The sequence below is a fragment of the Paucibacter sp. B51 genome, from assembly GCF_027863535.1.
Lineage (GTDB): Bacteria > Pseudomonadota > Gammaproteobacteria > Burkholderiales > Burkholderiaceae_C > Paucibacter_A > Paucibacter_A aquatilis.
This window is the reverse complement of sequence record NZ_JAPIVN010000001.1, coordinates 3,815,265-3,831,382: the sequence shown is the minus strand read 5'-3', so window position 1 is coordinate 3,831,382 and position 16,118 is coordinate 3,815,265. Positions and strand designations below refer to the sequence as shown.

Genomic DNA, 16,118 nt, shown 5'->3' with positions numbered 1-16,118 from the left:
TTCCTTCCCAGGAGAAACTGCGAAATCTGCGTCAAACCCGTTGCAAATGACAAAACCGGTTCAGTGTTGCGTTTGCTTCTGCTGCATGTCCGGACAGCAAAGCTGTTCGAACGATCCGGTGTTGCGTTTGCTTTGGGTGGGGCAGCGCTCCGTACCTGCTTGAAATCGGCTTCGTGACGATTTAAGACTGAGCGGAACGCAGGAAAGTCTAGCTTTTCGCGCTTAGTTGGCAATCGTCGATGTGCGGTTCATATGTGTACTCGATCGAATACACTTTGCATCAGATCGATGCGCTCACAGCGTGTGGGCTGATCGAGATAGCGCGACGACAACGAGACGACGCCGATGGCACGAGACGAATTCAACAGGACAGACATAGACAAGCTCGCAAAACGCGTGGCTTTCCTTTGCTCTCGCCCCTCTTGTGATGCGGTCACCATTGGGCCGAGCTCGGACGTGGCCAGCGTCTCCAGCACGGGCGTAGCGGCGCACATTTGCGCCGCAGCACCCGGTGGACCAAGGTACGACTCGTTCATGACCCCCACACAGCGAAGCAGCATCAGCAATGGCATCTGGCTTTGCAACAACTGCTCGCGGCTGATTGACAACGATCCCGCCAGCTTTCCGGCGGAGTTGTTGCATCGCTGGAAGGCACAAGCGGAGACCCTCGCAGCAAGTCGCCATGGGCGGCGGCATTTGCGACCAAAGGACGTTCAGGATCAGATGAAGATGGTGCTGGGCGCTCTCCCACCTAGCGTTCAAGACGGTGCGATCGCAAATGTTCACCGGGCATCGAAGGCGGCGCTTGAGTCGCTGGACCGCAGGTTTTCGGTCGAAACCTCGTTTGTCCGAGGCGAATCCCTGTACACGCTGAATGCCCTTGAGACGGTTCCGTTTCGCTTCAAGGTTCCGGCTCATCGCGCGCCGGAATGGCGTGAGCAACTCCGAGGTCTCCTGGATCATGGGCGCAGAGTCAAAGTGAATACGAAGGACGTCAAGATCGAAGGTTCCGATTTGATGGCGCATCTATTCGATGGTGTCGAGCAGGGCACGCTTGAAATTGCGCCACATGGCGTCGAGGCCGCAGTTCGCGTGTCACTTCGCGATGCTGCAACAGGCAAGGATCGAGAACTAGAACCTTTTGCCGGAAGGGCGTATGCCGGTGTCAAAACCTTCAGCGTCGACGCGCAGTCGTTGGGCGGCCTACTTAGACTAGGCTGTGAACACGACCTAGCTGCAAGTGCAAGCGATAACCTGAATCTTTCGTTTGAACTTTGCACCGACGTCTGGGAGGGCGGCGACATTCGTTTTCTTCCAAATTTTCAGGCGGCCTATGACCTGTTCGCAGCGCTGGCTGCTGGCGCGGCCGTTGATCTCGAATTGTTTGCGCGCGGTCTGAAAGTTTGCCGGGCTAGCTACGCTCCACAAGCGGCCGCCGACCATGTTCGCGATGCCTACAACAGGCTCGGCTATTTGCGTCGGGCGCGTCGGGTCGCGGACTTCCTGAATCGGTCGATCAAGTACAAGGCTGATCTTCGGTTTACCGCTGAGCAGCATGTGGCACTTGCTGAAGCCGCAGACATCATCGAAGGCGCTCATGAAGGGAAACTCACATCGGATGTCGAGGCGACGCTTACGCTGACCGCGGATGATCCCGAGGTGCTCTCGTCCAAAGTTGTCGGCGAGCTGCTATTCGTCGGCAGTGATCCGGGGCCGCAGATCGATGTCTATGGAGAGGTCGTTCAAATGCCCGCTATCGAGATTAGGGTCACGAACGTCGTCGCAAGGCCGCCGAAAAAAATCAAGCGAGGGGCGACGATCAAAGTGACTTGGAAGCCGACTCCGCAGGCTCGTTGTACATACCGGTACCAAAGTCTGGGCGTTCCGCACAACTGACTAGCCGTGTGCATTGCGCTTTGAACGGAGCCACCATGGGAAAGAAGTGCAGCAAAGCCGTCGAACTGACGCCTTTCTATGCCGCCGAATATCTAGCTGATGAGAAAGCTATCGCGGCCTACCTTACCAAAGTAATCGCAGAGGGTGACGCAGGCGCACTAGCTCAGGCACTGGGAACCGTGGCGCGGGCTCACGGGATGTCGGCAATTGCCGAGTCGTCGGGTGTCGGCCGGGAGTCCCTTTACAAAGCCCTTCGGCCTGGCAGCGCTCCTCGGTTCGAGACCGTGCAGCGCGTCTGCGCGGCGCTGGGCGTTCGCTTGATCGCTGTTCCAGAACACTCACGCGCTACATGAGAGACCTTCGTCCACGACGCATTCCTATCGGACAAGGGATCCCCAGTCAGCAGTGCTCACAGACTTGAGCCATCTAATTCGGGGCCAATGCGGCGATTCCTTCTGGCGCGCCTCACCGCGATAGCCTTGACTACCGGAGCATCCGTTAACTTCTCAGGGAGATCGACTTAGAACTGAGGAACCACGAGAGTGGTTTGTCCTACTCGGCGGAGCTGGAACACGTCGCAGACGATGTGGTCATGATCGACGCTCAAAAGTTGCCCGCCTGGCTCAAGCCCCGTATGGTTCCGCCTGCCTGCGACGAGATTGCTTAATAGCCACGAGAGTCATGTTCCAACTCTGGCGCTCGACAAGGCTGGCGGTCGTTGGGGCGGACACACCCAAATGTTGACGCACTAGCTAACCGGGCCAAGCGCACACGGTACGCGGCAACGGCGGCAATGCCAACAATGAGACTATGACCTACGCGCTGCTCGAAAAACCTACGCCGCTCGGTGACAAATTCACTCAAGCCGTCGGCTAAGCTGTACGCGCCTTTGGCGTAAAAGGAGCTTAGGTCAGGGATGAAGAACAGCGAGAAAGCCACGGCAGTAGCCGCTGAGAAGGCAAGATTGGCAGGTTTGCTCAAGCAGAAGGTTGACGCCTATGTTGAAGGGATCGAAGACAACAATCGGGCGATAGACTTCGATCGTGTACCAGCCGACCAGCTGCTCGTGATCGAAGCGTTCAACGACTGGTCTGCAGGTGCTTTGGGCGAGGACGTGGACGTCCGCTTCACCTTCAGTGGTGCTGATCCTGCATGCGCGACCGAGGAAGAACTGCAGAACCTTCTCAGTCGGCTGCACACGAATCAGGCGATCCTGTACCCGGTGACAGGATTCCTTTTATCGCAAGACGAGCAAAGCCTGCGTTATCGGCCGATAGAAGCGAGCTACCGGCTCAGGCCGCACCTTGATGGCTCTCGCGCGAGCGCAGTGCGGGTGGCGGAGGCGAAGCACATCTCAGACGTCGAAGCGGCCCATCAGCTCTGGGTGACCTGCGCAACGGAGGATTGCTTTGCCTATCTCACCCAGCAAATGAGTCTGTACTCCCTGTGCCTCGAAGACGAGGAAATCGCGTCGACCAAGCGGCTCGTCGCGAGCTACGTCCAGGACCGCTTCTCGCCTGCGCAGATTTGGAATGCCATGTGGCGGTCCGTGAAACACGCTGCTGCACTGTCAAAGCGGGATTACTTCAATAGCGTCAAGGCCGCCAAGACGATCCCCAAGAAAATCGACAAGGTTCTGAACAAGGCGCTCGAAGATCCGTCGTTTCAAGCTTACGACCGGATGTTATCCACGCCGGTCGGCGCAGTGCTCATGCTATTCCGGCAGAGATTCGGCGTTGGCGACTTGACACCCGGATGGAAGGTAAAGGAGGTTCTAGCGGCGGATGCCGCCCTGGCCCCGCCGGAAAACGGAACTGACAACAACGATCCGGATGACGACGGCGTCGAGGGCTATGTACCGAATGAAGTGCTGGCGCGGGGAACCTTGTACTTTCAAGAGGAGGTCACCGAACTAGACCGACTAGCGCTGGCTTGCTTTGAAGGCGCCCAGTTGGAGTCGGAGATGCCCACCTGGGACGAAGCAGGGCTCATCGGCAGCATTGATTTCACGCTGCCCGACCTCTACGCATTCAGCGGTAAGCCCTTCTTCATTGGCGTGCTAAAGATGCTTAATGCAAGTGCGCCAACGGAGGAACAGGTCTCGCGCCGTGCAGCCGAGTTGCCAGACGACCGCTGGGCACGATCCACAGCATACGCTGCGCTCGCCACAGACGCGCTGTTGACCGCCGGAATCTCGGAGCGCGCTGCAGGAAACATCAGCTGGGCGACGCAGTATCCGGTCGATCCGGAAGAAGTGATTGCCATGCTTCAAGGCATCCCACTCCCCTCCGGTTTGATCGCAATGAGGCTGGACTACACGAGCCTCGGCGATAGCTATTCCATCAAGAAGGACTGCATCGCTGTCGGCAGATACAACCTTGCGATACCGGAAGACTGGTTTGAGCCGGACGGCAGTGACCAAGAAATAGTCAAGTCTTTCGTCAAGGGCGATACGGACAGTTTTGCCGGGATTCTGGCTGCGGCAATACGAAAGCGTCTTCGAAGTTCTGATGCGGAGGAGCACTCGTGGCTGCTGGAGCAGATTGGCAGAAAACTGATTGCACTTTCCTCGCGAGACCAGCCCATAGGCGCAGGTTGTACAAATCCGCGCACCTAGCTGGTTGACGCACCGTCGATTCAGCAGCACTGAGGTTATCCGCACTTCTCGCGATGTTTATGCCCGATTCCCCTCTCAACTTAGAAGTCGCCTCGCTTGCAAGCCCAGCTGACGGTGTTCCAACCGTCCGGCCTGTCGCCACACGGGAGCAGGTCTTGCCCTTTGGCCGGCTAACCTGGGAAAACTTCGAACGTCTGTGCTACCGCCTGGTCCGCTTAGACGCTGACGTCGAGCACGCGGCTCGATATGGACGCCAGGGCGACGCTCAAGAAGGCCTTGATATCTATGTGCGCCAAGGCAATGGCCGCTATCACTGTGTACAGGCCAAGCGTCACAAGGCGTTTTCTTCGGCTCAACTTGCGGAGGCCGTGGACTTGTTCCTGGCGGGAAGCTGGGCATCGCGATCGGAACGCTTCACGATTGTCGTCCAGGCGTCCCTTCGTTCTGCTGCAGTTCAGGATGAAGCCGAACGTCAAGCTACTAGGTTGTCGGCGAGCGGAATCGTGTTCAACGCGCTCGATGGCGAGGACTTGACGGACCGTCTTCGAGCACAACCGCTGCTCATTGACGACTTCTTTGGGCGGCCATGGGTGTCCGCATTGCTGGGCGAAGATGCCGCGGCGACGCTGAATTCTCGCCTTGACGGTGAAGCCTTCTCAAGAGCGCGCAACCAGCTCGCCAACGTGTACAGGACGCAATTTCACTACATCGACCCGGGTAGCTTCGGCTCGACGGTCGATGCCGACGCACGCCCTGCATTGACATTGTTGGAGCGATACCTGAAGCCTGATGTGCTGGTACAGGAAGCATCGCCGACGGTTGACGACGGTGGTCTGGTCGGAGATGACCCAGGTTCCCCGGTGTCAGAGCGCGATCAAACGACACCGAGAGATCAAAGAGTCTGGAAGAAGGTCACTGAAAGCGTTCGTGCACGGCGCCTGCCTTTGGATGAATGGTTCGGTAACGCGCAATGGCTGGCTGTTCTCGGTGATGCAGGTAGCGGGAAGAGCACGCTGCTTCGAGTCATTGCGCTGGACATCTTGCAGCATCAGTTGCTCTTCCCTGAACTAGCCTCGCGCTGGGGGCAACACCTTCCCGTCTACATTCCCTTTGCCCGCTGGTCAGCTCAAACGGCGCGCGATGGCGGAATTGTTGGCATCAAGGAAATCGTTCGACGCTCCGTCGAACACTTGATGACCCAATCGTTGGCCAATTTGATTGATCAGGCCATTGATGATGGTCGCGTGCTCTTGCTGATCGATGGCCTTGACGAGTGGAGCAACGAGCAGGCTGCGAGAACGACGCTCAGTGCGCTCGTCACATCAGTCGAAGCGCATGGAATACCAGCCATCGTCTCCGGCCGCCCGCGAGGGCTGGACCGCATCGGCGCGCTGCCTTCCACATGGCAGCGCGCAAGAATTGCAAATCTTTCCGTGCCTCAACAACGAAGCATCGCCTCACGCTGGTTTGTACGGTTTTCCAGTTCGAGCGACGGAAGTTCAGGCGCATCGGACGCAAGCTTGCGAGTCGATCGCTTTATGTACGAGCTTACGCGCGACACCAACTTGGGGGCGCTTGCTTCGACGCCGTTGCTTTTGATCGGCCTGGTAACGCTGGCCCTTCGTGGGCAAATCCTGCCACGCACGCGAGGCGAGATCTATAACCAACTCGTACGGGTCCTTCTCGAGGTCCATCCGAACAGCCGAGCTACGGCATCTGGCGACACTGAACCCCGATATCGCTACGCAAGCGAGGACCAGCGTCGGGCGGCAATTGCATATTTAGCGTTCTTTGTCAGGAAGAATTCGGGTGGCGCCGGAATATCGACATCTTTGGCGCGAGACACTTTACGGTCCTATCTCTCATCACCCGACGGCATTGCTCTCGACGGAGTCGAGGCTACGCGAGCGGCAACTGAGATCCTCTCTGTCAATTCGGAGACTCAGGGCCTAATCGTCGAGAAGGCCCCCGGAGAAGTGGGCTTTGTCCATGCAAGCTTTGAAGAGTACCTGGGAGCCGAGCATATTGGCAGTTGGCCGTTTCTTGAAATTGAAGAGTTCGTTAGGGCGAACGTCGGGCAGAGTCGATGGCGCAACGTCGTGGCCAATCTGCTCGGCTACGTACAAAGACGAGATGAGTTTGATCGACTCGTAGCAATCATCGAAGAACCTGGGCCTGACGACGTCTCTCAGTTGAACAAGCAGGCGGTGCTTGGAGACATCGCATTCGGTGTGACGATACGCGCGGCGCCGACGGCGAAGCGCTTGGCACAGGGTGTTATGGAAGCCGTTGAGACACAGGACTGGATGCCGACTCGGCGCGAGGCACTGGCGTCTGTACTCAATGGGCTCAGCGATCCGGGGCTCAAGGCGGATGTTGAACGCAAGGTCGTTCAGTGGTTGCCAGCCCGCATTTCTTGGCGAACTTCGCTTGTCAGCGCACTTGGAGGCTGGGCGCCTACCGACAGGCTTCAGGAAACGCTGTTCCGGGCCATGCATGATGAGGACCGAAGTGTGCGGCGATCAGCGGCTGCGGCGTACGCCAAGGTGTTCTCGGCAGGCCAGGGTGCGCAGCAGCGTCTTCTCCGCGGCCTTGCACACTCGCGTGACTTGCATGCGAGTGTGGCTATGCTCGAGAGCTTGGCCTTGGGTTGGGCTGATGCAGAGCAGTCGGTTGAGTTGTTCCAGGAGGCTGCGGCATCCCGTCGAGATGATTTGCGCCTGGTGGGAACCTTCGGGCTGATGTCGCAAGGCCTCGAACAGGCTGATATGCGCGACGGTTTGCTTCGCGCCCAGAACTTTTGGTCAGGTGTGTCTCGAGAGTACCAAGCGGTAGCGTCATGGATGCTTCAACGATATTGGCCCAATCATGCTGACCTCATCAAGGGGGCCGTTGCCCGAATGACCGGTCTGGGCGAGTCAATATGGGAGCGGGACTCCGCCGCCTCGTACCTACTGGCCTGCGACATACACAATGCGGACCTGCGCCGATGGGTGCTGAACGAATTCAGCAGCCAGTACCCATTCGATTTCCACTTTGGTGACGATTCGGTATGGAGGCAGATTGGTCGATTTGCTGCGTCCGATGCGGAGATTCGGAGCGCTGCAATTGCCTACTGGAAAAATCCTGAGAATAGGATCATTGGCATGCGCAATATGGTGAGCTTCGCGTCGCACGTAGCCGACGCTGAACTTGCGGCTGTTTTTCGGCTTGAGCTGGCTGAAGGTAAGCAGGGATTCAATAGGTACTGGGCCCTTCAAGGACTGCTCGCCGGATGGGGGCGGGACCACGTAGAAGTCTCCTCAACGATAGATGCATTGGTCGGTGCTCCAGATGATCAACTGGAGCAGCTAGTGTCGATGATGCCTGAGATCTATCGGGACAAAGCGGCGGCACGCGAGCGTCTTCTCCGGATGAGCGAGCGCCCCAATATGCGCGGTGATTTGCTTACCGAAGGCTTGGCCAGATGTGGATCCGACGGTTCTGATCAGGAGGCGGTGCAAGCCGTAATGAAGTTTCCGGAGCGCAAGGGGATCTTCGATCCGAGCCCCGGAATATTCCAGTGGTTCGGTTCGCATCCAAAGGTACGGGCTTTGGCAGCGAATCGCTTGCGCTGCGAAGAGCCCCCGATTGCAGCAATTGCTCAAGCTTATGCAGACGACGTGGACTTCGGCCCATTGCTGCTCTCTGCGGCCGTGCCATTGCCTGTCGGCCTGCGGGCTCAAGTAGTCGAGTTCGCGATCGGTAGTGACCCAGGAACTTTCCTGGGCGGCATCCTCGATATGGCTATGCAAGAGTGCGACCCAGATCTGAGGGTTCGCATGGCGATCGCGAAGTATGGGGCGGTGGCCGCTGAAGGGCGGGACGAATCCGTCCGTGAACTACTCGGCTATGCCGTAGCCGTCGGGCCGGACTATGAAAGCATTCGCGCCGCGGCTCTTGCTGGGTTAATAGTGATCGGCGCACTCGATAGACTTGCTCAACTGCACGATCAAGGCAAGCCAGTCGCCCTTTTCACTGGAAACGCGCTGCATTCGATGCCCTCGCTCGAACGCCTTATATGCGAACGCTTTTCTGAGTTGGAAAGTGTTTTTGGCGAGAGCCTCTTGGAAAGGATAGGGCGTTCAGGCCGTCAGTCTGGCCTGGCAAGCATTCTTTCCGTTGCCCCCAATGCATCTCCCGCAGCGAAGGCGGCCTTTTCGGCTTTAGCCGACCAGGGCAAACTGCCGCTTTCGTCCAATGCGTTGAGGGCACTCGCGGGCGAACGCCCTCGCAGTCAGGTTCTTCTCGATCACTGCTGGAAGGTGCTTGCCGCCAAGGATTACAACAATGGCAAAGCGATGCTCAATGCTGAAGTCGCCGAGATCCTGCGGACTCACTTCCCAGAGGACAAAGCAGTGCGACAGAGTCTCGTTACGCTGTTCAATCAAGGACACAATGCGGTGTCGGAGATTGCATTGGCGGTCTATGCACCAAACGCCACTGAATTCGGTGCCGCGCCGGCGACCAATCGGCAACGCCATTTTGCGGACTGGGCTGTCGGCGTACTTATCTCTGCCGCGCGTGACAACCCCGTCACGTTCGTTGAACTGCTGAAACGCATGGTGACCCGGGAACTCCCGATGCAGTTTGATGCCCAAGACAGCATCAATCTAGCAGTGCATGAGCGCCTGCAGCGTGATCCAGAGGTAGTGAGCCTTCTTGGCAAACAACTGCGGTTGGACGTTGATGGAAGTATCAGTGGCAGTTTTGCTCGGTACCTTGCGAGTGCGGGAAAGCTGGATGAATCTGCGAGAGCATCAGCGCTGGGCCTTCTACAGAGCCTTGCCGCGGATCAGAGGCTTGTGGTCGTTGGCTATGACGCGGTAGCAGCAAGTTCGCGTGCACTGCGGGCCACCCTCCTCGACGCTGTGACAGCAGGATTGGAACTGAGCTGACCTGCACATTTCTCCTTGCACCGCCAGGGGCCATGGAAAACTAAGCAAACGGTGGAACTAGCAACACTGGAATGGGTAGCTTGGCTCAACTATCACTGGTTGATGGGGCTGCTTGACTATGTCCCGCCTGCCGAGTTCGAAGCCAATTAACATCGTCAACGCGCTGGTCAGGCCGCGACCTAATGACTTAAACCAACGGGCCACTGTGAAACCCGGAGCGATCCTTTTTACGGCCCAATCAAAAGCACAACGAGAGCGAGATTCGTTGGACGACAAGCTCCCCAACGTCGGCATCATGTTCATGGGGCCTAGTTTGACACTATTGTATTGCAACAACGATCAACGATTCAGGGATGAAGCATGAGTGTAAAGCCTGCAAGTCTTCAATTTAGGTTCAGAAAGGGTGCATCAATTGGCGAGCCAGACGCGGAAAGCGATGATCGATTTATTTCCAGCTGTTTTGTAGATACCGGCGACTATGAAGTTTTAGCCGACTGCTCGACGTCGCAGCGAATAATCGTCGGTAGAACAGGTGCTGGCAAAAGTGCCTTGATGCGTCACATCAAGGCGTCACAGGAGCATGTCATCGAGATTCAGCCGGAGAACTTATCTCTAAATTTTATATCAAATTCTGATATTTTGCAAACACTTGCAAAATCAGGTGTAAAACTCGATCTTTTTTATTCTCTACTTTGGAAGCATGTATTTACCGTTGAGCTTCTTAGGAATAAATTCAATTTATCAAGCGAAGAACGCACACGAAACTGGATTTCAAATTTTTTGCCATCGCTTAGAAAAACTGATCAAGCAAAGGAGCGAGCGCTAAACTACCTCAAGAACTGGGGCGATAGGTTCTGGGAAGAGACAGAGTATCGAATTAAAGAAGTTACCAATAAGCTTGAGTGCGAAGTAAAGAGCCAAATTGGCGCCGACATTAAATATCTAAATACCGGAATTTCTGCGCATGAGAAGGGAGCCCAGGAGATAAGGGCCGACGTAATTCATAGGGCTCAAAGGGTAATAAATGGAATTCAGATTAAAGAGCTCTCTGATGTTATTCAATTATTGGCGGACGAGATATTCAACGACCCCCAAGCGAAGCAGTATATTCTAATAGATAGGCTGGATGAGAATTGGGTTGATGATGAGTTGAGGTACAGGCTCATCAGATCTTTGATTGATACAATCAAGCACCTTCGCGTGCTATCGAATGTCAAGATTATTGTGGCCCTGCGAGTGGATTTGCTGGAGAGCGTTTTTGAGAAAACGCGTGATTCTGGCTTCCAAGAAGAGAAATATCGTGCGCTGTTTTTGAGGCTTGCGTGGAGCAAAGAGCATCTTGGGCAGCTTTTGGACCGTCGTGTTGCTCAGCTTTGTCGCGAACAATACACTTCCAATGGCCTAAAGTTGGCGGATATTTTTCCAGAGATGATTGGAGGAATGCCAATTCTGGATCATATATTGCAACGGACGCTTTACAGGCCAAGGGATGCAATTGCCTTTGTGAATGAGTGCTTGAGGCGTTCCGAAGGTAAGGGGGTTGTGTCGGTTCAAACAGTACGCGAGGCTGAGAGGGAGTATTCGGCTCAGCGACTGGATTCGCTCTGTTATGAGTGGTTCAATCATTTTCCAGGGCTAAAGAAATATCTGGGGCTCTTGGAGCGTTTGCCCCACAAATTCAAACTTTCTGCGATCTCCAAGGAGGCAGTTGAGGAATTCTCTCTCAGGCACTGCATTGATACTGAACATCCAACTGATCCGGTGATAGATGCTGGGCGCACCTTTATTAATTCGCCGGGTGCTTCAGCGCATGCATTTGTTGTGGTTCTCACAAAGGTTTTATTCACCGTAGGCGCAATCGGAATCAAGTCAGACGGTTTTTCGTCGGAGGCTTGGAACTTTTCATCGGAGCGTCCACCATCAGATGGGCAAATTAAGCCATCTTCTACCGCATTTGTTCATCCAATGCTCTGGGGTAGCTTAGGAACCGTCGTGGCGTGAGCCAACGGAGCAAGTTGACGACGGACTGACCAGGAACTCGAAGACGCGACTGGTGGCCTCGAGGTGCGACACTTTGGACGGAACTTGCGCTCGGATGTCCTTGCACAGCTGACCCAGGAAATCCTAGAGATTCCTTTCAGCGCGGTCACGCCGGAGACCGTAATGAGCGCGTCCATTCGCCCTGGTGATTGTTCACCTTCCTGGATCCGGGTGGACCGCAGATGATTTCCTGTTTCCGACCGGCAAAAGTCTTCAACTATCAGGCATGCGCAAATGGTTTCATGTATCGGAGCTGACCGGCGATCGCCTTTACGTCGGCATCTCCGACAACTTCATTCGGCGGCACCGCCAGCATATGAACGGCAAAGGGGCGATGTGGAGCAGACTTCACGAGTCGATCCGAGTCCTGTTTCGGTATCAGTACGAGGTGGCAAACGATGAATCGCCCCGGGGTCCGAGGAGGCCCGTTGATTTAAGTCAGACGGTCGCGGCCTGACCAGCGCGTTGACGATGGTAATTGGCTTCGAACTCCACAGCCGGGACGTGCCCCAGCGGCCCCATCAGCCGGTGATGGTTGAACCAGGCAACCCATTCCAGTGTTGCCGGTTCCACTGCCGTCCTCGTGCGTGAGCTTGTCGATAACGGCCTACTTGAACTCAGCCTCGGCGCGTGCAGCCGGCAGGGCATCGCGCAGTTGGTGGGCGTCGAGTGTGTCGAGGTCATCGGCAATTACGAGTGGTGAGGCTGCCCGCCATGAGCCTCGCCGCCCATCGGCAGATGCCGCAATGGACGAGCGACTACGGCAGCGTGATGACGCCGGCCTCGCTGACGTGCTGCCACGACAGGCCTAGCACCAGGGCGTCGAATTGAGCACGGGTCAGGTTCAGCGTGCCGGACACATCGCGGGGCTAGACGAAGTGGCCCGCATTTAGGCGGCGGGACGCCAGCCACACGCCGACGCCGTCATGCACAAGAACCTTCATCCGGTTGGCGCGGCGGTTGGCGCGGCGGTTGGCGAACAGGTAGGGCGGCTCCTCGCGTTGAGCGAGCCTGTTGGACCCAAAGGTTGAAATGCCCTGGCTGACAGTCGTTTGGCGGAACCGTGCAGCCGGTTAAAGTGGCAGCATCGGCCTAGCGCGATGACAACGATGCCGAAAAACGGCGCAGGGAGGACGGATGGAAAAGTCAGATGGACAGAACAAGCATGCCTGGTTATTCCAATACAAGCCAGCTGGAGAGGCCACTTGGCTGAAGGACCTCGCGGGACTGCGGCAGGTCAACTGGAGAATCATCTATAGGTCCAAGGACACGCACGAGGGTGATCTCGTTGTGTTCTGGGAGTCAGGCCTCAAAGGCGGTCTGAGGGGCTGGGGCATCGTTAGCGGCGCCCCTGTCCTGGAGTCGACGCTAGAAGACACTGAGCGCTGGCGCATTCCCGTCTCACCTGAGCTCTTTCTGGATAGTCCTGTATCGAGGCGGGAGCTTGTATCCTCCGGCGTTCTCGGCAATCACAGCTTCTTAAGGGTATCCCAAGGGGCAAATTTCCCCTTGCAGCCCGATGAGTTTGAGGGGCTTCTGGGTCTCATGCGCGTAGGCGAGAGTAGACGCAAGGCTATCGGCCGAGGCTTGCTACCGCACCTACCGAGAAAACGCGGAGGAGCGAAGCCCGGATCCGACCTGCCCGGCGGCCTGAACGCAGATGGATTCACATCCCCTGCAGCATCCATCATCCGAAGCGCCGACTACCGGCGCGTTGGGCTGACGGGCTCTGTCAGCTCGACTCGCCTGCTTCTTGCTGCGCTCGACCCTGAAGCCTGGGGGGAGGTTGACGAGCGTAGCTCGCGGGAGTATGCAGCGTGGCGAGCCGTTCGCGACGTGGCCGAGGAGTTCAGTGATCCACTTGCCAAGCTGAAGACTGACTATCTTCGCCAACAGAAGAAAGGAAAAGGCGAGGATGCGCTCACCCCAAATTCGAATGACTTACTTTCAGCCGCCCGCGCCTCTGAGTTCACGGCCCCTGCGAATGGTCTAGTCTCAGCTGATGGACTTCTTGCCGCGCTTCTCAAGGCGGAGGACGCTGCGTTCCTGGGACACGCTGAGCGAGCAGGTCTGTCGCTCGGCGACCTGAAGGCTCGATTCCTGACCCGCGTAACGGCGCACGCGCACGTGTTCCGCCCCCTCTGGCAGCGCGCCATCGGTGGCCGCGGCTCCCTTGCGATCGCAGCCGAGGGACAAACCGGCGTTGTCAGCCTGGGCAACGACAGCGCCTGGTCCCAGGACGCCAGAGACTCCCTCGGCGCTACACGTGAAGCTGAGGCGTTTGCAGCTCTCGCCATCTCTGGAAAGCTGACCCCGCCGTTGGCTGTTGGCGTATTCGGAGATTGGGGGGCAGGCAAGTCATTCTTCATGCGTCTGGTCTATGACCGGATCGAAGCGGCGAACAAGGCACCAAAGGAGACGGCGAGCAAGAAGCTGCTTCGCGACGTGGTGCAGATTCGCTTCAACGCGTGGCACTACGTCGAGTCCAACCTGTGGGCAAGCCTGGTTGACCACATATTCTCGGAGCTGAACAAGGCGACAACCGAGAAATCCGCTGACAAAGTCTTTCAGCAACTCACCACAGCACGCGAGTTGACCATCGCCAGCGCCGAGCAACTCATGGAGCGCCGCGCCGAGCAAGCGCACGCCGCAGTTTTCTTGGCCGACGCTGAGTTCAAGTTGAATTGCAGGCGCACCGAAGCGGCAGCGTTACCGGTCAACTACTGGGAGACGGTGCTTGCCCTGTTTAAGGAGCGCATCGGTGGCGACACTGAGTTGAAGGCTCACGCGAAAGCTCTCGGTCTGGACGGTGTGACCGAAGACGGCCAGAAGCTAAGCGCTGCGTTTCAGGAGCTCAACGAATCTCGGGTTGACGCGGGCACTGTGCTGGAGGAGGCCAAGCGAGCTTTAGGCAGCCTAAAGGGGGTTGCGTGGTTCATTGGCGCCGCCAGCGTGGCAGGGCTCTTTGTGTACTTCGGACCGACCATATTGGGCCGGCTACTTGACCGACCTGATCTCGCTACGCTGGTGTCTGGATGGACCGCATCCGCGAGTGGCTTGCTTCTGGGACTGACGGCCATCCTGGTCAAAACAACCTCCAAGGTCCGGAGCGCAATCAAGTTCATGCGGTCTGTGCGGGAGAAATTCAAGCAGGTCTCCGAGGAGCGGCTTGAGAAGCCTGTCGAGGAGGTCAAGAAGCTTCATGAGGATCTGGCGCGCATCTCCGCAGAAGTTTCAGAAGGCAAGGCCAGGCTGGCCGCGAGCACAGCAAAGGTTGGCGAGGCCGCACGCGAGTACAACTCGAAGAACGGACGCGGGCGCCTGCTCAGCTTCTTGCGTGCAAGGGCCGCTGGCGACGACTACGCCAAGCACCTTGGCCTGGTATCTACGGTACGCAAGGACTTCGAAGAACTCTCTGACCTTATCTCTGAATCAAGGAACAAGAAGCTCGACCGCGACGCTGAGGCGAAACGCGAACAGGAGATGTTCGACAAGCGCGTTAAAGACCTGGTCGCGAGAGCCCAAACGTCCGCGGACAATGAGGGCGTCCTGCTCCTGCGCGAAGAGGAAGTGAAACAGTTGAATGACAGCGTGGTTTCCACTGCCGTTCGGACGGATGCTCCAACCGTCAGCCGCATCGTGCTGTACATCGACGACTTGGATCGATGCCAGCCTGACAGGGTTGTGGAGGTTCTGCAGGCTGTACATCTGCTGCTTTCCTTCCGGCTGTTCGTGGTTTTCGTTGCCGTCGATGTGCGTTGGGTGTCGAAGGCGCTGAACGCCACCTACTCGAAGATGCTCGGAAAGACGGCAGGCGACGGTGGCGCCACGGCGCATGACTACCTGGAGAAGATCTTTCAGGTCCCCTACTGGGTCCGCCCGTTGGACGGAGACGGTGGTGAGACGTTCATGGAGGACAGGCTCAAAGGCGCCGCTGCGCAGAGCATGGTTCCAGACGCAGAAGAATATGATGGAGACGCCCCTAGGGCATTCGACTGCGGGAGGGGCGACGGAGGCGAAGGCGGCGGCGAGAGCAATGGCGTCGCCAACGAAGTAGCTCAAGTCCAGGCAGCCGGGCCACTCCAAGGAGCCGGCGCTGGGACCGCCCCTGAGCTATCGCCCAATGAGTACGCTGGCGTCGCAGCGGATGATGAGGCCGAGTCCACCGACGTCCCCAGCGTGGAGCTCAGTAAGTCGGAGGTGGAGTTCATGACCAGCCTTGCTCGCTGGGCTGGAAACTCGCCCAGACGGCTCGTACGGTTCCTCAACATTTATCAGGTCATGAAGGCGAGCCTGTCCGGCGTCAAGGCAGGCGGCAGCATCGATGGCGACTTCTTTGAGCTCATGGCTCAGGCCGCAATCGTCACTGGCGCGCCAGACCTTCTAGAGGATTGGAATCGGCTACTTGAGACTGCCCAGGTTGGTGAGACCGTCGCTGACCTGCGAGCGAAAGTCCGAAAGTGGGAGAAACATCCCCAGAGGGACAACATCGATGCCATCCTCGCGCTGCTAACGTCGAAGCGTGTCTGGGCCAACGCAGATGGACTGCATCAGTACGCCTTGCTGTCGCGCAGGTTCAGTTTCGGCGCGAGCTTCGATTGACCTGAGACGTTTCGTGTGACCAGATG

At 57.3% G+C, this 16,118-nt stretch carries 9 protein-coding genes and 2 pseudogenes; 9 read left to right on the top strand and 2 right to left on the bottom strand.

Annotation, left to right across the window (positions count from 1 at the left end):
• Nucleotides 1-534 precede the first annotated feature (534 nt).
• The 7 genes and pseudogenes from OOB33_RS16300 (at nucleotide 535) to OOB33_RS24595 (ending at nucleotide 11,947) form a co-directional block, all read left to right on the top strand.
• Entirely contained in the window at nucleotides 535-1,896 is a 1,362-nt protein-coding gene (locus tag OOB33_RS16300) for a hypothetical protein (protein ID WP_271009438.1), read from the top strand.
• Nucleotides 1,897-1,931: 35 nt separating this feature from the next.
• Nucleotides 1,932-2,249: an addiction module antidote protein gene (locus OOB33_RS16295; RefSeq protein WP_271009437.1), complete on the top strand. Its 318-nt coding sequence runs from the start codon at nucleotides 1,932-1,934 to the stop codon at nucleotides 2,247-2,249.
• Nucleotides 2,250-2,812: 563 nt separating this feature from the next.
• A complete protein-coding gene (locus OOB33_RS16290; RefSeq protein ID WP_271009436.1) occupies nucleotides 2,813-4,513 on the top strand; it encodes a hypothetical protein in 1,701 nt (566 codons plus the stop codon).
• 53 nt (nucleotides 4,514-4,566) lie between these two features.
• Nucleotides 4,567-9,450, top strand: coding sequence for an NACHT domain-containing protein (locus tag OOB33_RS16285; RefSeq protein WP_271009435.1), 4,884 nt, complete (start codon nucleotides 4,567-4,569; stop codon nucleotides 9,448-9,450).
• Nucleotides 9,451-9,465: 15 nt separating this feature from the next.
• Nucleotides 9,466-9,600: pseudogene (locus OOB33_RS16280) on the top strand (IS3 family transposase); the annotation flags it as partial.
• A 210-nt stretch (nucleotides 9,601-9,810) separates the two neighbouring features.
• Nucleotides 9,811-11,451 carry a P-loop ATPase, Sll1717 family gene (locus OOB33_RS16275; RefSeq protein WP_271009434.1) on the top strand — a complete coding sequence of 547 codons (1,641 nt, stop codon included), beginning with the start codon at nucleotides 9,811-9,813 and terminating at the stop codon, nucleotides 11,449-11,451.
• A 265-nt stretch (nucleotides 11,452-11,716) separates the two neighbouring features.
• Complete coding sequence (locus tag OOB33_RS24595) at nucleotides 11,717-11,947, top strand: GIY-YIG nuclease family protein (protein ID WP_442953020.1); 231 nt, start codon at nucleotides 11,717-11,719, stop codon at nucleotides 11,945-11,947.
• Here OOB33_RS24595 and OOB33_RS16270 read toward each other — a convergent pair.
• Nucleotides 11,929-12,078 (bottom strand): annotated as a pseudogene (locus OOB33_RS16270) (IS3 family transposase); the annotation flags it as partial. The gene OOB33_RS24595 and the pseudogene OOB33_RS16270 sit on opposite strands and share 19 nt — an antisense overlap.
• Between OOB33_RS16270 and OOB33_RS16265 the strand changes: the two are divergent.
• Nucleotides 12,026-12,193 (top strand): hypothetical protein, encoded by a 168-nt coding sequence (locus OOB33_RS16265; protein WP_271010096.1) that lies wholly within the window; start codon nucleotides 12,026-12,028, stop codon nucleotides 12,191-12,193. The pseudogene OOB33_RS16270 and the gene OOB33_RS16265 sit on opposite strands and share 53 nt — an antisense overlap.
• A gap of 166 nt (nucleotides 12,194-12,359) precedes the next feature.
• Here the strand turns inward: OOB33_RS16265 and tnpB are convergent, their stop codons facing one another.
• Nucleotides 12,360-12,473, bottom strand: coding sequence for an IS66 family insertion sequence element accessory protein TnpB (gene tnpB, locus OOB33_RS24590; RefSeq protein WP_442953046.1), 114 nt, complete (start codon nucleotides 12,471-12,473; stop codon nucleotides 12,360-12,362).
• A gap of 154 nt (nucleotides 12,474-12,627) precedes the next feature.
• Between tnpB and OOB33_RS16260 the strand changes: the two genes are divergently transcribed.
• Nucleotides 12,628-16,092 carry a P-loop NTPase fold protein gene (locus OOB33_RS16260; protein ID WP_271009433.1) on the top strand — a complete coding sequence of 1,155 codons (3,465 nt, stop codon included), beginning with the start codon at nucleotides 12,628-12,630 and terminating at the stop codon, nucleotides 16,090-16,092.
• Nucleotides 16,093-16,118 lie beyond the last annotated feature (26 nt).